The 20,867-nt window shown below is 72.0% G+C and carries 19 protein-coding genes; 9 read left to right on the top strand and 10 right to left on the bottom strand.

The genetic code is table 11. From position 1 onward, the window contains the following. The first annotated feature begins 2 nt into the window (after positions 1-2). From dapD to AC3ANS_RS17630, 4 genes are read left to right on the top strand one after another with little or no spacing between them, the layout of a single operon-like run. The gene (dapD, locus tag AC3ANS_RS17615) at positions 3-977 is read left to right on the top strand and encodes a 2,3,4,5-tetrahydropyridine-2,6-dicarboxylate N-succinyltransferase (protein ID WP_488292874.1); all 975 of its coding nucleotides are present in this window, start codon (positions 3-5) and stop codon (positions 975-977) included. 40 nt (positions 978-1,017) lie between these two features. Then, positions 1,018-1,980 carry a VldE C-terminal domain-containing protein gene (locus tag AC3ANS_RS17620; RefSeq protein ID WP_488292875.1) on the top strand — a complete coding sequence of 321 codons (963 nt, stop codon included), beginning with the start codon at positions 1,018-1,020 and terminating at the stop codon, positions 1,978-1,980. Positions 1,981-2,000: 20 nt separating this feature from the next. Then, on the top strand, positions 2,001-3,227 hold the full coding sequence (locus AC3ANS_RS17625) for a calcium-binding protein (protein WP_488292876.1): 1,227 nt from the start codon (positions 2,001-2,003) through the stop codon (positions 3,225-3,227). Positions 3,228-3,277: 50 nt separating this feature from the next. Next, positions 3,278-4,207, top strand: a complete 930-nt coding sequence (locus AC3ANS_RS17630) for a DUF559 domain-containing protein (protein WP_488292877.1) — start codon at positions 3,278-3,280, stop codon at positions 4,205-4,207. On the opposite strand, the gene dapC is transcribed toward AC3ANS_RS17630, so the two are convergent. Continuing rightward, positions 4,120-5,241 (bottom strand): succinyldiaminopimelate transaminase, encoded by a 1,122-nt coding sequence (gene dapC, locus AC3ANS_RS17635; RefSeq protein ID WP_488292878.1) that lies wholly within the window; start codon positions 5,239-5,241, stop codon positions 4,120-4,122. The two genes, AC3ANS_RS17630 and dapC, sit on opposite strands and share 88 nt — an antisense overlap. Positions 5,242-5,292: 51 nt before the next feature. Beyond that, the gene (gene fdxA, locus AC3ANS_RS17640; RefSeq protein WP_296602013.1) at positions 5,293-5,619 is read right to left on the bottom strand and encodes a ferredoxin; all 327 of its coding nucleotides are present in this window, start codon (positions 5,617-5,619) and stop codon (positions 5,293-5,295) included. Between the two features lie 289 nt (positions 5,620-5,908). On the opposite strand from fdxA, the gene AC3ANS_RS17645 reads away from it, so the two are divergent. Continuing rightward, the gene (locus AC3ANS_RS17645) at positions 5,909-6,796 is read left to right on the top strand and encodes a GNAT family N-acetyltransferase (protein ID WP_488292879.1); all 888 of its coding nucleotides are present in this window, start codon (positions 5,909-5,911) and stop codon (positions 6,794-6,796) included. On the opposite strand, the gene AC3ANS_RS17650 is transcribed toward AC3ANS_RS17645, so the two are convergent. Next, complete coding sequence (locus tag AC3ANS_RS17650) at positions 6,775-7,743, bottom strand: DUF389 domain-containing protein (RefSeq protein WP_488292880.1); 969 nt, start codon at positions 7,741-7,743, stop codon at positions 6,775-6,777. The genes AC3ANS_RS17645 and AC3ANS_RS17650 overlap by 22 nt on opposite strands. A 224-nt stretch (positions 7,744-7,967) precedes the next feature. Between AC3ANS_RS17650 and aspS the strand changes: the two genes are divergently transcribed. After that, complete coding sequence (gene aspS, locus AC3ANS_RS17655; RefSeq protein ID WP_488292881.1) at positions 7,968-9,257, top strand: aspartate--tRNA(Asn) ligase; 1,290 nt, start codon at positions 7,968-7,970, stop codon at positions 9,255-9,257. Between the two features lie 37 nt (positions 9,258-9,294). Beyond that, positions 9,295-10,413, top strand: a complete 1,119-nt coding sequence (locus tag AC3ANS_RS17660) for a sulfite oxidase (protein ID WP_488292882.1) — start codon at positions 9,295-9,297, stop codon at positions 10,411-10,413. Here the strand turns inward: AC3ANS_RS17660 and AC3ANS_RS17665 are convergent. The 6 genes from AC3ANS_RS17665 to AC3ANS_RS17690 form a co-directional block, all read right to left on the bottom strand. Continuing rightward, a complete protein-coding gene (locus AC3ANS_RS17665; protein WP_488292883.1) occupies positions 10,352-11,185 on the bottom strand; it encodes an esterase/lipase family protein in 834 nt (277 codons plus the stop codon). The two genes, AC3ANS_RS17660 and AC3ANS_RS17665, sit on opposite strands and share 62 nt — an antisense overlap. Before the next feature lie 165 nt (positions 11,186-11,350). Then, complete coding sequence (locus AC3ANS_RS17670) at positions 11,351-13,072, bottom strand: VanW family protein (protein WP_488292884.1); 1,722 nt, start codon at positions 13,070-13,072, stop codon at positions 11,351-11,353. Positions 13,073-13,082: 10 nt separating this feature from the next. Beyond that, on the bottom strand, positions 13,083-13,409 hold the full coding sequence (locus AC3ANS_RS17675) for a hypothetical protein (RefSeq protein WP_488292885.1): 327 nt from the start codon (positions 13,407-13,409) through the stop codon (positions 13,083-13,085). 11 nt (positions 13,410-13,420) lie between these two features. Next, positions 13,421-14,329, bottom strand: coding sequence for an N-acetyl-1-D-myo-inositol-2-amino-2-deoxy-alpha-D-glucopyranoside deacetylase (gene mshB / locus AC3ANS_RS17680; protein ID WP_488292886.1), 909 nt, complete (start codon positions 14,327-14,329; stop codon positions 13,421-13,423). A 47-nt stretch (positions 14,330-14,376) separates the two neighbouring features. After that, positions 14,377-14,646: a hypothetical protein gene (locus tag AC3ANS_RS17685; protein ID WP_488292887.1), complete on the bottom strand. Its 270-nt coding sequence runs from the start codon at positions 14,644-14,646 to the stop codon at positions 14,377-14,379. A gap of 7 nt (positions 14,647-14,653) precedes the next feature. Next, positions 14,654-15,034, bottom strand: a complete 381-nt coding sequence (locus AC3ANS_RS17690; RefSeq protein WP_488292888.1) for a (deoxy)nucleoside triphosphate pyrophosphohydrolase — start codon at positions 15,032-15,034, stop codon at positions 14,654-14,656. 24 nt (positions 15,035-15,058) lie between these two features. On the opposite strand from AC3ANS_RS17690, the gene AC3ANS_RS17695 reads away from it, so the two are divergent. Beyond that, complete coding sequence (locus AC3ANS_RS17695; RefSeq protein ID WP_488292889.1) at positions 15,059-15,961, top strand: hypothetical protein; 903 nt, start codon at positions 15,059-15,061, stop codon at positions 15,959-15,961. Positions 15,962-16,422: 461 nt separating this feature from the next. On the opposite strand, the gene AC3ANS_RS17700 is transcribed toward AC3ANS_RS17695, so the two are convergent. Further along, complete coding sequence (locus AC3ANS_RS17700) at positions 16,423-19,023, bottom strand: hypothetical protein (protein WP_488292890.1); 2,601 nt, start codon at positions 19,021-19,023, stop codon at positions 16,423-16,425. A gap of 227 nt (positions 19,024-19,250) precedes the next feature. Here AC3ANS_RS17700 and AC3ANS_RS17705 point away from each other — a divergent pair, with 227 nt between their 5' ends. After that, positions 19,251-20,861, top strand: a complete 1,611-nt coding sequence (locus AC3ANS_RS17705) for a hypothetical protein (protein ID WP_488292891.1) — start codon at positions 19,251-19,253, stop codon at positions 20,859-20,861. Positions 20,862-20,867 lie beyond the last annotated feature (6 nt).

Here is a 20,867-nt window from a genome sequence, read left to right on the forward strand (position 1 = left end):
CCGTGACCGCGACAACCGCACCCCGGCAAGCCCCCAAGCAGGCATGGGGCTTCGGCCTCGCCACGATCGACGCCCACGGCACGGTGCTCGACGTCTGGTTCCCCTCCCCCGCGCTGGGCCCGATGCCCTCGGACGCCATCACGCCGGCCGAGCTGAGCGCGCTGCAGGGCACCGACCAGGACCGCGGCGTCACCCGCGACGTGCTGCTGGTGGAGGTGCCCGACCTGCAGGCGCCGCCCACCACCACCGAGGACGTGTGGCTGCGGCTGCACCTGCTGTCGTGGCGGCTCGTCGTACCCCACTCGGTGAGCCTCGACGGGATCTTCGGCCTGCTCGCCAACGTCGTGTGGACCAACGCCGGGCCGTGCCCGGTCGAGGGCTTCGAGACCGTCCGCGCGCGGCTGCGGGCCAACGGCCGGCACGTGACGGTCTTCGGCGTCGACAAGTTCCCCCGGATGCTCGACTACGTGCTACCGACCGGGGTCCGGATCGCCGACGGCGACCGGGTGCGGCTCGGCGCCCACCTGGCCGAGGGCACCACGGTCATGCACGAGGGCTTCGTCAACTACAACGCGGGCACGCTCGGCGCGAGCATGGTCGAGGGGCGCGTCTCGGCGGGCGTGGTCGTCGGTGACGGCTCCGACGTCGGTGGCGGCGCGTCGATCATGGGCACGCTGTCCGGCGGCGGCAAGGAGGTCGTCTCCATCGGCCGCCGCTGCCTGCTCGGCGCCAACGCCGGCCTGGGCATCTCGCTGGGCGACGACTGCGTCGTGGAGGCCGGCTGCTACGTCACCGCCGGCACCAAGGTCACCGTCATCGACACCCTCGACGGCATCGGCCCCAAGGTCGTCAAGGCCCGCGAGCTGTCCGGGGCGAGCAACGTGCTGTTCCGGCGCAACTCGGTCACCGGCGCGATCGAGGCGGTGCCGTGGAAGAGCGGCCGCATCGAGCTCAACGCTGCCCTGCACGCCAACTGACGATTTCACCCCTCCCGGACACTGGTCGCATGGGGGCGACATGAGGCTGCGCACGGGGGCGGCCCTGCTGGGGCTCGCCGCGGTCGGCGTGGCGGCCGCGGTGGGGTACGGCGTGATCAACCACGTCGCACCGCTGCTGCAGTCCGACGAGTGCACGGCCACGGTGGGCGGGCGGACGGTGAGCCTGACCGTCGAGCAGGCCGAGAACGCCGCGCTGATCGCCGCGGTCTCGGTCCGCCGGGGCATGCCCGCCCGGGCCGCGACGATCGCCCTGGCCACGGCGTACCAGGAGTCCAAGCTCTACAACGTCGAGTCCGGTGACCGCGACTCGCTGGGCCTGTTCCAGCAGCGGCCCTCGATGGGCTGGGGCACCGCCAAGCAGGTGCTCGATCCCTATTACGCGACCAACGCGTTCTACGACGCGCTCGAGCGGATCGGCGACTACGAGTCGATGCGGGTGACGGTCGCGGCCCAGGAGGTGCAGCGCTCCGGCTACCCCGAGGCGTACGCCGACCACGAGGCCGACGCCCGGGTGCTGGCCTCGGCGCTGACCGGCAACTCCCGGCACGCGTTCAGCTGCCGCATCAACGACGCGCCCGACGCCGAGAGCGACCGCCTGCTCGCCTCCGGGCTGACGCACCGCGCGGACGTCGTACGCCGTGAGGTCGGCGAGATGTTCGGCGACCCGCCGCTCGGCGGCTTCGCGCCCGGGGGTGTGTCGAGCGGGCACATGAAGGGATCGGCCCACTACGAGGGCCGCGCGGTCGACATCTTCGTGCGCCCCATCAGCACGGAGAACAAGGTCCGGGGCTGGGCGATCGCGCAGTACCTCGTGGCGATGGCCGACCGGCTCGGCATCGAGCACGTGATCTTCGACGACCGGATCTGGACCTCGGGATCCTCCTCCGACGAGGGCTGGCGCGACTACGACCCACCCGAGACGTCGGGCGACATCCGGATCCTCGAGCACCGCGACCACGTGCACGTCGACGTCTTCGACTGACATCTGCCTAGGGTGGCCCGATGAGAGCCACTCGGGTCCTGGCCGCCGCCACACTTACGTTCACCTCGCTGCTCGCGCTGGAACCGGCATCGGCCGACGACCCGTGCGCGAGCCCCACGATCCGGGGCACCGGCAGGGACGAGACGCTGCGCGGGACCGAGGGGCCCGACGTGATCGCCGGCGGGGGCGGCAACGACGTACTCCTCGGGCTGGGCGGCGACGACGTGCTCTGCGGCGGGTTCGGGCAGGACCGGCTGATCGGCGGACCCGGCGACGACCAGCTGCTCGGGGGCGCCGACGCCAAGGAGGCCGAGGACACCGACTACTACCTCTACTTCGGTGACGAGCTCGAGGGCGGTCCCGGTGACGATGTCCTCGACGGCGGGCTGGACCCGCGGCACGAGGGTTCCGAGGACCGGGTGACCTACGCCCATGCCCCCGGCCCGGTGGTGGTCGACCTGCCCGCCGGCACGGCGACCGGCGACGGCACCGACACGATCGTCGGAGGGATCGGCACGGTGGTGGGCGGGCCCTACGACGACGTGATCACCGGGACCGATGGCCCCGACGTGCTCTACGGCGGACTCGGCGGCGACCACATCGACGGCGGTGCCGGCGACGACTCGCTGTGGGCCGGTGACCGCGACTCCGAGCAGCCGGACCTCGCGCCGAACACCCTCATCGGCGGCGCGGGCCACGACGACCTCGAGGGCGGGGACGGGGACGACGTCCTGCGCGGCGGCGCGCGAGGCGACAGCATCCAGGCGCAGGGCGGCGCGGACCGCTCCTACGGCGGCCCCGGAGACGACTCGATCAACGACCAGGTGACGCCGGTCGAAGGCCAGGTGCTGGCGGGCGGTCCCGGCAAGGACTACCTGACCGAGCTGGGCTTCGTCGACCGCCAGGACCGGTGGCGCGGACACACGACAGGCCGGCTCGACATGGCCGCGGGCACCGCCGTCGCCCGAGTCGATCACCTCACCTGGTCGGTGGCGGTGACCGACTTCGAGGACGTCTCCGGCCCGTACGGCGACCTCTGGACGATCCTCGGCACCGACGGCCCCGACAACATCACCGCCGGGTCGCTGTGGCGGCCCGTGCGGATCTTCGGCCGCGGCGGCAACGACCGCATCTTCGGCTCCGACGTCGACGACCTGCTCAACGGCGGCCCCGGCCGCGACGTCGGCACCGGCTGGGGCGGCCACGACCGGATCGTCTCGGTGGAGCGAATCCTCGGCGGCCGCTGACCTGTGGATGAGCGCCGACCTGGCCGGCGCGACCTCGGCACACTGACGGCGTGGACGTCACCGAGGTGCTGCGGGAGCTGGGCGGCGTCGCCACCCGCACCGTGCTCGTCGCGGCCACCTCGCGGCTCGACGTGGACCGGGCGGTGGAGTCCGGAGCGATCGTGGTTCCCGCACGAGGGCGCTACGCACTGCCGGCGGTGGACGAGGCTGTCGCGGCCGCCCACGCGCGCTCGACCGTGCTGAGCCTGACGAGCGCGGCGATCCACCACGGCTGGGCCGTCAAGACGGTCCCCGGCCGCCCGCACATCTCAGTGCCGCGGGGGCGCAAGGCGCCCTCGGGCGGCTGGGGCCCGGTGCAGGTCCACTACACCGACATCGACCCGGCCGATCTCGACCGCATCGCCACCGGCAAGGTGCTCACCCTGCTGCAGTGCCTGCGCTCACTCCCCTACGACGAAGCCTTGGCTGTCGCCGACTCGGCCCTGCGCGCCGACGACGTCTTTGCACTGCGCCAGGCAGCCGCCCTGGCCCATGGTCGCGGAGCAGCGCGGGTGCGCGCGGTGGCGCGCGACGCACGCGCGGAGGCAGCGAATCCGTTCGAGTCATGCCTGCGGGCCATCGCCAACCAGGTGCCCGGCCTGGGGGCGGTCCCCCAGGTCCTCATCACGAGCGTGACGCCCTGGTGTCGTCCCGACCTGGTCGACACCGAGCTGCGCGTGGTCCTCGAGGCCGACTCCTTCGCCTGGCACGGCGACCGACAGGCCCTCGCGCGGGACGCCAAGCGCTACAACCTGCTGGTCGCCGACGGCTGGCTGGTGCTGCGATTCACCTGGGAGGACATGATGTTCGACCCCGACTACGTGCGGTCCGTGCTCGAGGCCGTCGTGGCCCGCTACGCCAGCCGGGCGACGGCCGCGTCGACCCGCTCGTCGGTGGCGGTGAACGCCACCCGCACGTGGCGGGATCCGGCGCGGCCGTAGAACGCGCCAGGGGCGACCAGGATGCCGCGCTCGGCGAGCCAGGAGACGGTGTCCCAGCAGTCCTCGTCGCGGCTGACCCACAGATACAGCGACGCCTCGGAGTGGTCGATCGTGAAGCCGGCGGCGAGCAGCGCCCCACGCAGCTTGTCGCGGCGGGCGGCGTAGCGGGCGTGCTGCTCGAGGGCGTGGGCGTCGTCGTCGAGCGCGGCCTTCATCGCGACCTGCTGCGGCCCCGGCATCATCAGCCCGAGGTTCTTGCGCACCGCGAGCAGCTCATGGATGAGCGCACTGTCGCCGGCGACGAACCCGCAGCGGTAGCCCGCCAGGTTGGAGCGCTTCGAGAGCGAGTGCACCGCGAGGATGCCCTCGGCCGAGCCACCCGAGACCGACGGGTGCAGCACGGAGACCGGCCGGTCGGTCCAGGCGCACTCGAGGTAGCACTCATCGGAGACCAGGATCGTGCCGCGCTCGCGACACCAGTCCACGACCTTCTTCAGGTGTTCGGGCGGCAACACCCGCCCGGTCGGGTTCGACGGGGAGTTCAGCCACAGCAGCGCGGGCCGCTCGGGGCCGAGCGAGGTCAGCGAGTCGGTCGCCACGGCGCGGGCTCCCGCCAGCGCGGCCCCGACCTCGTACGTCGGGTAGGCCAGCTCGGGGTAGACGACGAGGTCACCCGGGCCGATGCCGAGGTGCACCGCCATCGAGGCGATCAGCTCCTTGGTGCCGATCACCGGCAGCACCGTGTCGTCGATCGTGTCGAAGCAGGTCACGCCGTGCCGGCGCGCCAGCCAGTCCAGGCACGACTCGCGCAGGTCCGCGCGGCCGACGGTGACCGGGTACCCCGGGGAGTCGGCAGCACGCCGCAGCGCCTCCTGCACGACCTCGGGGGTCGGGTCGACCGGCGTGCCGATCGAGAGGTCGACCATGCCGTCCGCGTGGGCGCGCGCCCGCTCGGCGTAGGGGACCAGCCGGTCCCAGGGGAAGTCCGGGAGGCGCTCGGAGACCGTTGGTTTCGAGGCTCGCTTCGCTCGCACCTCAACCACCGAGGGCGGCTCTCTTCGTTCGCACCTCAACCAACGGACGGGTCAGTGGTCCTGGTTCTGCGGCGGGAGCTCGGCGATCATCGGGTGGTCGTGGTCGATCTCACCCATCTTCGCCGCGCCACCGGGCGAGCCGAGGTCGTCGAAGAAGTGGACGTTGGCGTCGTAGTAGCCCTTCCACTGCTCCGGGGTGTCGTCCTCGTAGAAGATGGCCTCGACCGGGCAGACCGGCTCGCAGGCGCCGCAGTCGACGCACTCGTCGGGGTGGATGTAGAGCATCCGCTTGCCCTCGTAGATGCAGTCGACGGGGCACTCGTCGACACACGCCCGGTCCTTGACGTCGACGCACGGCTGGGAGATGACGTAGGTCACCGGTTCCTCCTGGGACATAGCGGGGAGAGAGCTCGGCCACAGCCTAGTATCCGGACCGTGGTCGACGAGGCAGACCCTCAGTATGTGGGCAGGTGTCGTCGGCGCGTCCAGGGCCGTCGCGAGCGTCGCCCTGCGGATCGCCTGGCAAGGCGGAGGAGGGAGGCGACACGGAGTGTCGACGACTGACGACAACGCAGCGAGGCGCCCGCAGGGCGGCGCGCAGCAGGCCGGGGACGCACCGACGACACCTCAGCACCCCATGGGGTCACACACCCTGGGCCCGCACGTCGTGGGCAAGCGAGTAGTCGTACGCCGGGTCCTGCGCGGCCAGACCGGCCCCACGGGCGGGCCGGCGTTCTCCGACACCCTGGGCGTCTGCACGTCGTGGGCCGACGGCGCCTGCGTCGTCCAGCCGGAGACCGGTGAGCCGATGGTGATCGCGATCGCCGACATCGTCTCCGGCAAGCCGGTGCCACCGCGGCCCTCGATGCGGCTGCGCGCCACGCCGCAGGAGGCGCAGGTCCGGGCGCTGGCGCTCTGGCCCGATCTCGAGACGCAGCCACTGGGCGACTGGCTGCTGCGCCACTCCCCCACCTCCACCGCGCGGCGGGCCAACTCCGTGCTGGCGATGGCGCCCGCCAGGGCCGAGGACGCCTACGACCGGGTCGTCGAGTTCTACGCCGGCCGCACCGGCCGGCCGATCGCTGCCGTGCTGCCCGACTCCGCCGAGGACGAGCTGTTCCGCAGCCACGGGTGGGGGCTGGAGAGCAACGACGCCGACACGTTGTTCCAGGTCAGTGGAGTGAGCCAGGCCCTGCGTGCGCTGCGGGGGTCTCGACAAGCTCGACCAGCGGGGGCCGCCGGACCACTGGATCCACCGTCCGAGCTCGATGAGCGGGGCGAGCTGGTGACCGTGCGGATCGGGGACCGGGCCAGCGGAGTGGCGGCATACGACCGCGACTGGGTGGGGTTCCGGAGCATCGAGGTCGCCCCCGAGCACCGGCGCCAGGGGCTGGGCCTCGCGGTGATGGCGGCGCTGCTGGAGTGGGGCGCCGAGCGCGGCGCGACCACGGCGTACCTCCAGGTGCTCGGCGACAACGCGCCGGCGCTGGCGCTCTACGAGGGGCTGGGCTTCACCACCCACCACGCCTACCGCTACCTGGCGCCGCCGGACTGAGCCCCCAGCAGGCGCTCGCTGCGGGCGGTCAACCAGGGCCAGGCCACGCGCATGAACGCCAGCAGCAGTGTGCCGGCGAGGATCATCCCGCCGATGTTGGCGCCCAGCTGCGCGAGCGATCCGGTGATCTCGCCGGACTCGCCGACCGCGAGCCCCAGCGCGAGGTTGCCGGCCGCGGGCACGGTGGTGACGCTGATGAAGACGCCCACCATCGTGGCGGTCTTCTCGATGGCCAGCGCCAGTGCGCCGGCGGCGCCCGCGAGCAGCGCGACGACGAACGACCACAGGTCGGGATGCCAGATGAACCCGGTGTTGGGGCGGGCCCGGGTCACGTCCTCGCTGGTGATCGCTCCGCCCCAGCGGCCGAGGAGCGCGAGCACGGCGACCACCGCGATCGCGAACACGAACGACAGCACGAGCAGCCGCAGGCTGCGCGCGGTCAGGCCCCAGCGGCCGAGCACGATGCCGGCGCAGGCCGCCGCGATCGCGCTGAACTCCGGCCCCACGACCATCGCGCCCACCACGAGCACTGCAGAGTCGGTGATCACCGCGATCGAGGCGAGCGCGACCGCGATCACCAGGAAGATCAGGTAGGACACCGTCGGGACGGCGCCCGACTCCGCCTGCGCCTCGACCGCCTCCCAGATCACCGCGTCGTCGGGGTGGCCGGGCGCGGTGGCCTCGAGGCGTCGGGCCGCTGCGAACGGCGTGCCCGTCGGAGTGGTGATCACGATGCCGCCCGACTCCCCGAGCCCGAGCCGCTCGAGCTCCGTGAGCAGCGCTCCGGCCTGCTCGCGCGCGACGTCGCACTCCACGAGGTCACCCGGCGGCTGCAGGCAGGCACCTTCGGCGACGGTCACGTTGGTGGTGCAGTCGTGCTCGAGGAGCAGTGAGCGGACCGGCTCGGACAGCTCGCCCGGCACGGTCAAGCGGAGATGGACCAGCACGGCCCGAGCGTACGGCGGCAACGGGGTGGCGTCGTCGCGGCGTGCCGACCTACCCTGGGAGCGGACCGGTGAGGCCTGACAACCCTCGTGAGCGCCGGACCCGCGCGGATCGGCGTACCGACGAGAGGCCGAGACCCGGCGACGGGCAATCGGCGAAGGTGTGGTGGCACCGCGATCTAGCCCCCGCCCACACCTCCAGGGCTTTCCGCCTGCTGGAGGTAACCATGCATCAACGCACCCCACCACGAACGCTGTGCTCCGACCTGCCCACCGCCACCCCCGGCGAGACCGTTCGCCTGCAGGGCTGGGTCCACCGCCGACGGGAGCTGTCCGGGCTGACGTTCCTGGTCGTGCGCGACCGCAGCGGGCTCGCACAGGTCGTGGTCCGCAACGGCTCGCCCGTGCCGCCGGAGGAGACGACCGTCGAGGTCGTGGGCATCGCCACCGAGAACGCCAAGGCCCCCGGCGGCACCGAGGTCACCGAGCCGGTGATCACGGCCCTGACCGAGCCGGCGGTGACACCTCCGGTCGAGCTGTGGCGCCCGAACCTCGACGTCAGTCTGCCGACCCTGCTCGACCACGCCCCGGTGACCTGGCGGCACCCGCAGCAGCGGGCCCGGTGGGAGCTGGCCGCGGCATCGGTTCGCGGGTTCCGCGCGACGCTGGACGCGGACGGGTTCACCGAGATCCAGACGCCGAAGTTCGTGGCGTCGGCGACCGAGTCGGGCGCGAACGTGTTCGAGGTCGACTACTTCGGTCGGCCGGCGTACCTCGCGCAGAGCCCGCAGTTCTACAAGCAGCAGCTCGTGGGGGTGTTCGAGCGGGTCTACGAGGTCGGGCCGGTGTTCCGGGCCGAGCCGCACGACACCGTGCGGCACCTGGCGGAGTACGTCTCGCTCGACGTCGAGCTCGGCTTCATCCGCGACCACCGCGACGTGCTGGCCGTGCTGCGCGAGGTCCTGGCGGGGATGGTCGAGGCCGTCCACGAGCACGCGGGCGCCGCCGTGGAGCGGTCCGGGGCGCAGGTGCCGGTGGTGCCGGAGGAGATCCCGGTGATCCACTTCCGCGACGCACTCGCGCTGGTCGGTGCACCCGAGGACGAACCGGACCTCGCGCCCGAGCACGAGCGGGCGATCGGGGCGTGGGCGCTGGCCGAGCACGGCAGCGACTTCGTGGCAGTCGAGGGCTACCCGATGGCGAAGCGGCCCTTCTACACGCACCCTCAGCCGGACGACGACCGTTGGAGCAACAGCTTCGACCTGCTGTTCCGGGGGCTCGAGCTCGTGACCGGCGGGCAGCGACTGCACCGGCCCTCGGCGTACGACGCCGCGATCCGCGCGCGCGGCGAGGACCCGGCGGCGTACACGTCGTACCTGCAGGCGTTCGAGCACGGGATGCCGCCGCACGGCGGGTTCGCGATCGGGCTCGAGCGGTGGACGGCGCGGCTGGCCGGAGTCGCGAACATCCGCGAGGTCACGCTGTTCCCGCGCGACCTGACGCGACTCACCCCCTGATGCGCACCAAACTCGGGTTCTTCAGTATGGTTTCTACATGTTGCGCGACCGCACCGGGCGGCCCGTCGGTGATCCCGACTGGTTCGTCCACCACGGCACCGATGTCGAGACCGTCTGGGACCGCGACGTCCCGCGGCTGACCCCGAACGACCGCTTCTACGTCCGCAACCACACCTCGGCGCCCGAGATCGACGCCGCCAGTTGGCGGCTCCTGGTCTCGGGCGACGGGGTGCTGGGCGATCGGGTCTACTCGCTGGAGGAGCTGAAGACCTTCACGCCGGTGACCTACGAGCGGGCGATCGAGTGCACCGGCAACGGGCGCAGCCTGTTCGCCGGCCAGCAGGGCACCCCGCGCCCCGGCACCCAGTGGGGCCTCGGCGCGATCGGGGTCGCCCGCTGGACCGGCGTACGCCTGCGCACGCTGCTGGAGCACACCGGGCTGCAGCTCGACGCCCGGCAGGTGATGGCGGTCGGGCTCGACGACTCCTACGTCGAGGACGGCGTCGACCACGGGCGCGTACGCCGTCCGCTGCCGGTCGCGAAGGCGCTCGACGACGTGCTGGTCGCGTGGGAGATGAACGGCGAACCGCTCCCTCGCGACCACGGCTACCCGGTGCGGCTGGTCGTCCCCGGGTGGGTCGGGATCGCCAGCATCAAGTGGCTCGGCGAGCTGCGGGTCACCACGACCCGGGTGACCTCGCCGTGGAACACCCGGTGGTACCGCATGCACGGCGAGGGTTGGGACGGTCCGCACGGCGAGCTCGGCGCGATGCCGGTCAAGAGCGTGGTCGACGTGGTCGGCTCGCCGGTGGTCGGCGCGGTCTCGGTGCTCCGCGGCCGGGCCTGGGCCGGGGAGGCGTCGATCCGGATGGTCGAGGTCAGCACCGACGGCGGTCAGACCTGGGACGAGGCATCCCTGACCGGCACCAACGAGCCCTCCGCGTGGGCCGAGTGGGAGCACTCCTGGATCCCCGACCGGGCCGGCGAGCACGTCCTGGTCACCCGGGCCACCGACAGCCGCGGCCGCACCCAGCCCGACGTCGCCCCCGACAACGAGGACGGCTACCTGTTCTGGGCGTGCGTTCGGCGGGCTGTCACGGTAGCGCCGGCCAGCATCCCGGCCGGAAGGCAGGATCAGCCGCACCCGGTCGGGTGAGCGCGTTGAGCGTCCACGCGATCGCCGTACGGCTCATGGGGATGAACACGTGCTCGGCGAGGTCGCCCGGGCAGGAGTCCTGGATCGTGACGTTGGTGGTGCGCGGGCCGGCCGCGAGGAACGCCGAGGTGTAGGGCACCACGACCTCGTCGTACCTGGTGCTGATCTGGGTGTAGCTCACCGACCCCGGCGTCTCGTCGCCGGCGTTGAGCTTGGTGAGGAAGTCCGAGCCAGCAGCCTGCTGGTTGCAGGCGGGGCAGATGCCGCCGGTGAGCGGGTTGGACTGGTCGCCGACGATCGTGGTGCCGTGGTTGGACGGCGAGAGCCCGACGAGGTCGTCGACGACCTTCGCACCGCCGAGGAACTTGACGTAGTAGCGCGGCATCATGCCGCCCTGCGAGTGGCCGACCATCGACACCTTCGCGGCCCCGGTCGCGGCCAGCACCTTGGTCGTGAACGTCTTCAGCTGCTGGGCGGAGGTCGGGATGTCGCCGGTGCCGCGGTTGCCGTAGTCGAAGGAGTAGACGCAGAACCCCGCGCCGACCATCGCCGCGGACAGGTCGTCGAGCAGGCTCTTCTTGTCCCCGAACGTGCCGTGCACGATGATCACCGGCTCCGGGCGCTCGGCGCTCGGCCTGCACGACCAGTCGTTGGCGCCCGTCGGGTCACCGAACGGGTTGGTCGGCAGCGGCAGCCCACCCGCGCCGGCCGGTGCGGTCAGGCCCAGCGTGGCGAGCAGCGAGACGAGCAGGGCACCGAGCAGCAGTCGCATGCCCGCTCAACGAGCCGCCGTGACCACGGTCACGCCGCCCCGCCGTTGGTCGAGCCTGTCGAGACCCCCGCAGCCCACCCACCACGGCGACCACGACACTCGACGCCGCGCGCCGGCTGCGGGGATCTCGACACGCTCAGGCCCCAGGGGGCCTTCACTGCTCGATCAACGATGGTCGGGCGGTTTGCAGATCACCGTGTCCGAGGGCGTGTACGCCGTGTGGAACAACTCGTGGTGATCGACGGCGCTCTCGCCGTGGCGCCGATACGTGCGGGTGACGTCGACGTCGAACCCGGCGTACCCGGTGTTGGGATAGCAGTCCGCGGTGGTGAGCGTCCGGGTCGCGGGAGGCCGGTAGTTGTAGCGGTCGGAGGTGGTGGTGGAGATGTCCCAGTACTTGGTCGAGTACATCGTCACGGTGACCACGCCCTGGGAGGACGGCGTCGCCGGGGTGACGTGCGCGTGCACGAGGACGCCGTACGGCGTGTCGTTGCGGAACCGCAGGTCGACCGATCCCCACGCGACCGTCGCCTCGCGGCCGACCGGGTAGCGGTCGATGTAGAACGAGTGCGGCTTGTGCTCGATGTCCTCGAGGCCCGCGAAGAACATCGCGTTGAACGTCGTGGTCGCCATCTGGGAGACCCCGCCGCCGAGGTCCTCCTTGAAGATGCCGTCGCTGATGATGAAGCCCTCGGTGAACCCGTTCTCGCGGGTGCGCTCGCCGACGATGTCGTTGAGCGAGAAGGTGTCGCCGGGCTTGAGCACGGTGCCGTCGACGAGCTCGGCGGCGCGGCCGATGTTGATGTTGCGGTACTCCGCGTAGGGGTAGTACGTCGTGAACGTCGAGACCTGCTCGCGGATCTTGAGCGCCTTGGCGTCCGCGGTGGTGAAGTCCGGCTCGGCGACGGTGGAGGCGACCTTCATCTCGCGCTTGCCGTTCTCGCGGGTGACGAGCTCGAGGAACGCGTCGCTGACGTCGGAGGGGTCGTAGGTGACGCCGGGCTTGGCGGGGATCACCTTCGGCTTGCCGTCGACGAGCGCGACGGTCGCGTCGACGGGGGCACCGTCCTGGCTGATGCCGGAGTCGACGAGCTGGGTGAGTCGCTTCTGGTGCAGGTCGAGCACCAGCGTGCCGTCCTCGGCCCGCATGCCCAGCACCGCGTCGAAGTCCGACGGCTCGAGCCGCACCGGCGAGTCGCCGAAGACGAGCGTGACCGGCCCCGACATGGCCGGGTTGGCGAAGCTGTCCAGTGCCTCCTGCACGTCGGCCTCGTCGATCTCCGGCTGGGTCGTGACGACCGGCAGCTCGAGGCGGGGATCGTCGTCGAGATAGACCTGCTGGATGGCCTGGTACGCCGCCTCCGGGTCGAAGCCCTCCCCCGGCACCGGGTCGACGACCACGACCTTGCCGTCCTCGAACCGGACGTCCCCGTCCTTAGCCGGGGTGCCGACCCGGTCCGCCAGGCTGTCGAGCGCGCCGTCGGTGTGGAGCGCGGGTGCGAGGTCCTCCCCGCCGGTCCAGTAGTCCCACAGCCGGCTCGGGCTCCAGCTCCGCTCCGCGCCCTCGGCGCGGATCGACCCGGCGTAGTCGACCGACAGGCCGACGTCCTCGGGCACCAGCTCGGTGGTCTCGCCGTCGAGCGTGACGGCGATCGGCCGGTCCACCCGGTCCGCGAGGCCGGCCCGCAGCGCGGCCTCGGCCGCGGCGGGGCTGCGGCCGCCGACCTCGACGCCGGCCACGGTCGTGCCGCGGGGGACCTTGTCGCCGGCGGCGAGGTACAGCGCGACGTACGCGCCGGCGAAGATCACGACCAGCCCGGCCAGCATCAGCAGGACGACCTTGCCGCCCTCCTTCTCACGGGCGGGGTCGGGCGATCGCTTCGTCACGGGCGCCATCCTAGGAGGACGGGCGCACGGGTCGGGGCAGCGTCGCGATGCCGACGACGAGCAGCACCAACGCCGCGACGAGCACTGTGTAGCCCGGCACGTCCTGGCTGATCAGGTAGTCGCCCTCGGCGCGGGGCACGGTCAGCCAGCCGACCATCCCATCCCACCCGGCCACGAACGCCAGGCGCGACCACCAGCCGGCCGGCAGCGCGAACACCGTGACCGCGGTGGCTCCGAGCCCCAGCACGATCCCCCAGCTGATCTCGTGCAGCGCGACCGTCGCGACGCCCGTCGCCGCACCGGCGACGAGCAGGCCGACGGCCGCCAGGAACCGCACCCAGGACCGACTCAGAGCCCGGCGAACAGGTCGGTCTCGAGACCGTCCTCGTTCAGCTCACCGCGGGTGCCCTTGGCGATCCGGAAGAACTCCAGGCCCCACGCGACGCTGCCGAGGTTGTTGGACAGCGCGAAGAACGGCCCGTCGGTGGTGATCTGCGTGGCGTGCGCGCGCATCGCGGCCATCTTGTGGTCGACGTAGTCCTGCGCGTCGACGACGGCCGCGAGGTCCTCGTCCGCGGTCACGAAGTGCGGCAGCGGTCCATCGGGGTCCATGCCCTCGAAGGACGTCGTGTCACCGGCGTCGCGCAGCGAGCGCAGACCCGCGCGCATCCGGCTCTCGGACATCGCACCCCAGTAGATCTTCGCAACGTCCCAGGACTCGCCGAGGTCCTTGCGGTACGACGGGACCGCGGCCAGCGCGGCGGCGTACATCGCCACCCGGTGGGCCTGGATGTGGTCGGGGTGGCCGTAGCCGCCGAACTGGTCGTAGGTGACCATCACCTGCGGGCGGACCTCGCGGATCACCTCGACCAGGTGGTTGGCGGCCTCGGTCAGGTCGGCGTGCCAGAAGGCGTTCTCGTGGATGTCGTCCGCGGGGATCGCGTGGCCGTCGTCGTGCCACTTCATGCCGGAGTCGCGGTAGGCGCCGAACCCGCCGAGGTAGCGGTGGTCGGTGACGCCCAGTGCCTTCATCGCATCGGCCAGCTCACCCCGGCGGTGCTCACCGAGGCGGTCCTCCTGGTCGGCGGCGAGGTGCTCGAGCTCGGGGACCAGGATCTCCCCCATCTCGCCACCGGTGCAGGTCACCAGCGTGACGCCGCGCCCCTCGGCGGCGTACTTCGCCATCGTGGCGCCCTGGCCGATCGACTCGTCGTCGGGGTGGGCGTGCACGAGCAGGAGGCGCTGGTCAGCGGTCATGGAGTGATCCTAGGGAGAGGTGTTGAACGCGGCCCTGGCACAACCCCTCAGGGCCGCTTGATCTTCCGCGGCTGGGTCGGCAGGTCCAGCGGCGCGGGCGCGGCCGCCGGCTCGTCGGCGTCGAGCCACCCGTCGTACCGCTCCACGAGCACCTCCAGCACGAACGCCGGCGCGTCGCTCAGCACCGCCCAGGGGTGGCCCTCGTCGTCGTCCTCGCCGGCGAGGCGCTCGCGCTCGACGCGCGCGTCGTAGCCGTCGGCGGTGAGCTGGGCCACGACCGCTCGGGCCTCGGCCTCGTCGAAGAAGATCCCGCGCACGTGCCCATCATTCCAGGGCCGCGCGCACCTCTTCCAGGAACGGCCGGTCGGGGTCGAGCCAGTCCACGTCGTCGAGGTCGGCGGGGCCGAGCCACCTGGTCTCGTCGTGCTCGTGAGGGTCCGGCTCGCCGTCGACCAGGCGCGCGAAGGCGACCGTGAGCACGTGCCGCTCGCCGATCGCGACGCGTGATGAGAGCCACGAGGTGACCGCGACGGTGCACCCGAGCTCCTCCGCGATCTCACGGACCAGGGCCTCGTCGGCGCTCTCGCCCGCTTCGACCTTGCCGCCCGGGAACTCCCACCGGCCGGCCGCCTCGGCGGGGAACGTACGCCGCGCCGCGAGCACGCGCCCATCCCGCACGATCGCTGCGCCCACGACCTCCGCCACCCGCGCGACGCTACCGTGACCCGGATGCACCTCACGCGCGTGGACGACCTGGCGTCCGCGGTCGATGTCCTGGCGAGCAGGTACGGCGGGCGGGTGGGTCTGACCGCGGTGCTGCACGACCTCGACCGACGACTGCGGCGCACGGTCGCGCCGTGCCTGTCCCGGCACCGCGCCTGGACCTGGGACGCCGCCGACCGCCGTGACCCGGACTGGTGGCCGCAGGGAGTCTCGCCCGGCCCGCGACCCGAGGTGCTCGGGGTCACCTGGTACGCGAAGGGCGGCGGGTCCCGGCTGAGCGTGGTCGACCTGCGCGCCCGCAGGTATCGGCACGTGCCGCTGGTGCGGCCGACCGAGGACGGCTACGTGCCGCTGCGGGTGCACGCCGGCGGTCTGGCCTGGAACGGCACGCGCCTGCACGTCGCGGCGACCCGGGCCGGGCTGTGGGTCGCCGACACCGACGACGTCGTGCGCACCGAGGCGGGCTTCGTCCTGCCCGTCCGCCACCGGCTCGCACCGACCGAGCACGACGGCGAGCCGCTGCGGTTCTCGTTCGTCTCCTCGGTGCCCGACCAGCCTGATCAGCTGGTCGTCGGCGAGTACGGCAACCCCCGCCAGACGCGGCGCATCGCCCACCTCGCAGTCGACGGCGGCCCCGTGGACCTGGGCGACGGAGCGGTGGTCCGGGCCCAGGGCGTCGTCCGCATCGATGACACCTACGCGATGACCGCCTCGCACGGCCCCTGGACTCCGGGCTCGCTGTGGGTGGGGCGCCCCGGCGCTCTGCGCGAGCGCCGCTGGGCGCTGCCGATGGGTCCCGAGGACCTGGCATCCTCACCCGACGGGACGCGGCTCTGGACGGTCACCGAGCATCCCCGCCGCCGCTGGATCGTCTCGCTGCCGGCACCGCCACGGTCACCGCGCAGCTGAGGCGCGCGAGCGACTGCCGGCCTCCTGTGGTCGAGGTGCGACGAGCGCCAGCGACCTCCGGTGGTTGAGGTGCGACGAGCGCCAGCGACCTCCGGTGGTTGAGGTGCGACGAGCGCCAGCGAGGAGCCTCGAAACCACCACCCGAAAACGGTCCAGACATGCGACAAGCGCCACCGTGGCGGTGGCGCTTGGTTGCCGGGCTTCCGGGACTGCTTGCCCTAGGGTGAGACAGGCGGTCCGGACCATTCTCGCGCAGCGGCAAACAGAGAATGGCCCGGACCGCGTCTGTGTGTCCCGACTTGGTTCAGATGTGGTGCTCGGGGGTTGCGGGAGCAACGCCCCCGGTCGGGCTCGTGCCAGGTCCGTAGGCCTGGCCCTCACCCCAGGTGGTTCTGGGGGCGGCTCCCGGACCGGAGTCCGGGAGCCACCCAGAGCAGTGCTAGCTGGTCAGAAGACCAGGGTCACTTCTGCGCGTCCTCGAGGGCCTTCTGAGCGGCCGCGAGCTTGGCCTGAGCCGCCGTGAGGGCAGCGTTGGCGCGGTTGACCGTGGCCTGGGCCGCGTTCACCTTGGCGTTGGCGATCCGGAGGTCGCCGCGGGCCTGGCGCAGAGCCTTGCGAGCAGCCGCAACACCCTTGTGGTGCTTCTGGGCCTTGCGCAGGTCCTGCTTGGCAGCCTTGACCTCGGCCTGGGCGACCGAGCGCTCGGCCTTGGCGACCGAGAGGTCACCCTTGGCCGCGTCGACATTGCCCTGGGCCTGGTTGACCTCGGCCTGGGCCGCGTCGACAGCCGCCTGGAGCTTCGCGATGTTGACGACGTTGGCGACGGACGCGGAGTCGACGTTCTCGGACTTGGTCAGGCCGGTGCCGTCGTCGGTGGTGCTGGCGGCGGTGAGGCGGTTGGCAGCGGCGCCGAAGTCGTAGCCGGTGCCGGTGACCTGCAGGCCGACCGGGGAGTCAGCGTTGTTGTTGAGCGCGACCTGAACGGTCAGCTCGCCGGCCGCGTTCGTCGTGCCGCTGTCACCGACGACCTGAGCGTCGCCGCTCACGATCTTGGTCAGAGCGGAGGACGGAACACCGTAGACCGGGTTGCCGAAGGAGTCGGTCACCTTGACGACGAACGGAACGGTCTCGCCGGCCTTGGCCTTCTCCGGAGCCGTGACCTCGACGTTGCGAGCCGAGAACGCGGTGCTGACGGCCGGGGTCATCTCGGCGCCCGAGTGGACCGACACCTGAGCGGTCTTGGTGATGCCACCGCTGGTGATGGTGACGGTCACGAGGCCGGTCTTGGTGCCGATGATCTTGAAGTTGTCCGTACCGAGCACACCGGTGTCGGAAGCCGAACCCTGCGAGAGGCGGGTCTCGCCGTTCTTCAGGACCAGGGCGCCGTTGGTGACGCCCACGGTGACCGCAGAGCTCGCGGTGCCGCCGACGATGTTCAGCGCGATCGACTCGTCGCCGCTGTCACCCAGGTTGTCGGCCGTGGTGTCGGTCAGCGGGTTCGCGAACGTGGCGTTGGGGTCGTACCCAGCACCAGCCGGCAGGGTGCCGTCCACGGTGAAGAAGAAGTCCGCACCCTGGCCGGTGGCCGTGTAGTCGATGTGCGAGCTGACGTCGGTGGCGAGCGCCGTCGTGTCGAACTGACCGGCGTACACCTTGAAGCTGAGCGTGTCCGTGCCGTGCGAGGCCGCGGTCGCCTTGGTGTCGGTCAGGGTGAAGGACACCTTGCCGTCGGCGCCAACCTGCTTGCGGGCCGACTCGGCCGCGTCAGCGTCCGCGCCGCCCGTGCGCTGCACGGTGACGTAGGTGCCGGCCGCCGGCGTGCCGAACTGGTCGGTCACGGTGACGGTCGCGGTGACAGAGCCACCGTAGGACGACAGGTAGGTGATCGCGTCCGGGGTGACGGTCGCCGCCGAGATGGCGGGGGCCGCGTAGGTGACGGTGGTGTTGATGCCCGCGCCGACGACGGTGAAGCTGTCGCCCGCCTGGACGGTGCCAGCGTCAGGGGTGAAGGTCAGCGAGCCGACGCCCTGAGCGTTGAGGGTCACCGTCTGGGTCTTGGCAGCCGTGCCGCCGAAGGTGAGGCCGGTGCCGGTCGTGGTGATGCTGACGACCTTGCCCGCGTTCGACGGGGACTTGATGTCCAGCTTGACCGAACCCTGGTCGGTGCGGACCGAGACGCCACCCGCGTAGGTGTCGGTGCCGTCACCCTTCCAGCTGTCGGCGCCGGTGACGAAGTCCACCTCGGACTCGACGATGCCGGTCGCAGCAGCGATGACGTCGAGCTGCGCAGCAGCGGTCACGGCGCCGTTGGCGACCGAGATGTTGCGCAGGCCCGTGGTGCCCGTACCGGTCGCCTTGAAGGTGGCGGTGCCGAGCTCGGCCTGGGTCGGCGTGATCGGCGAGGCGTTGAACGTCGCGGCGCCACCGCTCGAGACCGAAAGGACCGTGTTGGCCGTCGGCTGCGTGGTGCGGCCGGCGCTGTCCTTGTACGTGACCGTGTAGGCACCGCTCTCGACGCCGAGGGGGGCGGTCTGAGCGGTCGGGGAGACGGCGAGCGCGGCAACGACGCCCGAGGTCATCTGCGAGACCTGGGTGCGAGCCTCAGAGGCCTGAACCGAACCGTCGCCGTTGTCGTCGATGTAGAGCGCGTAGGTCGCCGTGTCGCCAGCCGCCGGGGTGGTCGCCGAAACGTGGACCAGAACCTCGGCCTGGCCGTCAGCCGGAGCCGAGTCCTGAGCCGAGCCGCTCGCGATGAACGTCGGGGTGCCCACGATCGCAACCGTCTGGTTGGCGTTGTTGGCGGGGCTCGTGAGGTTGGTGCCGATGATGGCGACCTCGCTCGTGGGGTCAGTGCCGTCCACGTCCGAGGCGGTGAGGCCGGTCGCCTTGAGGCGGATGACGCCGCCCGCGGCGCCGCCGTTGAGCGTCGGGCCGACCGAGCCGACCGAGATGGCGTCGCCGGTGACGGCGGAAGCCGAAGAGGCGAGGAACGGAAGACCCGTAACCGCCAGAGCGGCGACGGCGGTAGCCGCCAGTCCCCGCTTGATGCCGCTGCTGTTCATGCTGTGTTTCCTTCCGGAGTGAATAGGCCGGGACGATCTCCCGCCTCATTACATGAGGCCCGAGAGCCCCGTGTTCGGCACGCGTGAACGGATCCCGAGTGCCAAGGGAGACATTAGGGATGCTGCTCACGTCACGGGGCGGTTGTTGCAGTGCCGAAGCAAACCTGCAATAAATGGTCTCGGGTGGCGGGCAGTGTGCCGCACGGACACCCGACGATCGGGGGATCATGTCAGAGGAGCGCACGCCGCCGCCAGTGCGACGACGAGGGCGCCCGCAGCGACTCCCCGAGGACCCGCACGCGCTGAGCTCCGGCCGGGTGGGCTGTGAGCAGCGGGTGGCCTGGCTGCTCACCGTGGCCCGCGTCCTGGGTCCCGATCCCGACCTGGCCCGGCGCGAGGGGTTCATCGCCGCGCTGAAGGAGCGCGGCATCCCGGTCGACGCCTCCCGAGTGTCGCGCTGGGAGTCCGGGCTGCAGCCGTTGCCGGCCGCGGTCACGGCGACGTACGAGGTGGTGCTCGGCCTCCCGGAGGGCTGGCTGGTCGCCGTCGCCAACGGGCTGCGCCGCTCGTTCGGCGACGGGCCGTCGGTCCGCCGCAATCCCGCCCACGAGACCCCGTTGACCAACTCCCAGGTCGAGAGCCTCCTCGAGAGGACGGAGCAGGGCGTCGCGACCGGCGCGCACTGGCTGCGCCTGACCGACGAGCTCAACCGCTACGACCGGGTGTTCCTCCGCGACCGGGAGTGGGCTCAGGTGACCCACGAGCTGGTCAGCGAGCTCGGGCGGGCGGTGGGTCCGGGCTACGTACGCCGCTACGAAGCGGCCGCGGCCTTCATCGGCCACCCGATCGCCCGCCAGCACCTCCTGATGGCGATCGGCCGGTTCGTGACTGCGCCCGACGCCCAGGTCGTCGCACCGGTGCTCAACCTGCTCGCGGAGGTTCCCGACCGGGCGGCCGCCGACCTGACCCTGCGCCTGCTCTCCGCGAACACCGACAACGTCTACCTGCGTCGCGCGGCGTCCTCGGTGGCCGCGATCAAGCTGTCCCGCGGCCACTTCGACGAGGCCGCGCTCCCCCCGCTGGAGTCCCACGTGCTCGGCGCGCTGCGCCGCGGTGAGTCGCTCGACGGCCGCCTGGATGCCTTCGACCTCGCCGTCCGGCTCCCGGACCACTCCTGGGAGCGGGTGGCGGGAGGTCTGCGGACCCGTCGAGCCTTCGGCCTGGTCACCAACGCCCGGGCCGGCGACGAGATGGTCCCGGCGGCCCGAGCCGCGTCCCTGGTCGCCGACCTCGCTCCGGCCATCCAGGCGGACACGCCCGCGCACCAGGCGCAGGAGCCCGACCAGATGCTGCGCCGGCTGCTGCGCGAGGCGCTGCTCCACTCACACAAGCCCCGGCGACACCACGCCGCGCTGCTGATCGCCGCCTCGCCGTACGCCCCGGCGGCGGCACGTCACTGCCTACGGCTGGCCGCCGACGACAACGAGCTGCTCGCCGCCCGCGCCTGGACCGTGCTTATGCGGCTGGGCGACTGCGGGCTGAGCGACCAGATCGCCGACCGCGCCATCATCGAGGAGCGCCCGACCGTCCGCGCCCGGGCGCTGGTCAACGCAGGCCTGTCCGGACAGCTGACCCCCGACCAGAGCGCCGCGATCGCGGGACGGTACGAGGCGGCGCGGACCGCCGAGCGGCACGCAACGCTGTTCGCCCTCGGCATGGCCGCCGCCCCCGAGCTGGCGGACTTCGCCAAGACCGGTGACCCGGAGACCCAGCGGGGTGCCCAGTGGTGGCTCGACCGCGGGCCTGCGATCCACGACCGCGACCTCGCCGGAGCCTGAGGGACG

The sequence above is a fragment of the Nocardia sp. 149-1B genome, assembly GCF_057747975.1.

Coding starts and splice junctions, on each gene's coding strand:
- AC3ANS_RS17620 (WP_488292875.1), top strand. CDS start 1,018: ATGAGGCTGCGCACGGGGGCGGCCCTGCTGGGGCTCGCCGCGGTCGGC.
- AC3ANS_RS17625 (WP_488292876.1), top strand. CDS start 2,001: ATGAGAGCCACTCGGGTCCTGGCCGCCGCCACACTTACGTTCACCTCG.
- aspS (WP_488292881.1), top strand. CDS start 7,968: ATGCATCAACGCACCCCACCACGAACGCTGTGCTCCGACCTGCCCACC.
- AC3ANS_RS17660 (WP_488292882.1), top strand. CDS start 9,295: ATGTTGCGCGACCGCACCGGGCGGCCCGTCGGTGATCCCGACTGGTTC.
- AC3ANS_RS17665 (WP_488292883.1), bottom strand. CDS start 11,185: ATGCGACTGCTGCTCGGTGCCCTGCTCGTCTCGCTGCTCGCCACGCTG.
- mshB (WP_488292886.1), bottom strand. CDS start 14,329: ATGACCGCTGACCAGCGCCTCCTGCTCGTGCACGCCCACCCCGACGAC.
- AC3ANS_RS17695 (WP_488292889.1), top strand. CDS start 15,059: ATGCACCTCACGCGCGTGGACGACCTGGCGTCCGCGGTCGATGTCCTG.
- AC3ANS_RS17700 (WP_488292890.1), bottom strand. CDS start 19,023: ATGAACAGCAGCGGCATCAAGCGGGGACTGGCGGCTACCGCCGTCGCC.
- AC3ANS_RS17705 (WP_488292891.1), top strand. CDS start 19,251: ATGTCAGAGGAGCGCACGCCGCCGCCAGTGCGACGACGAGGGCGCCCG.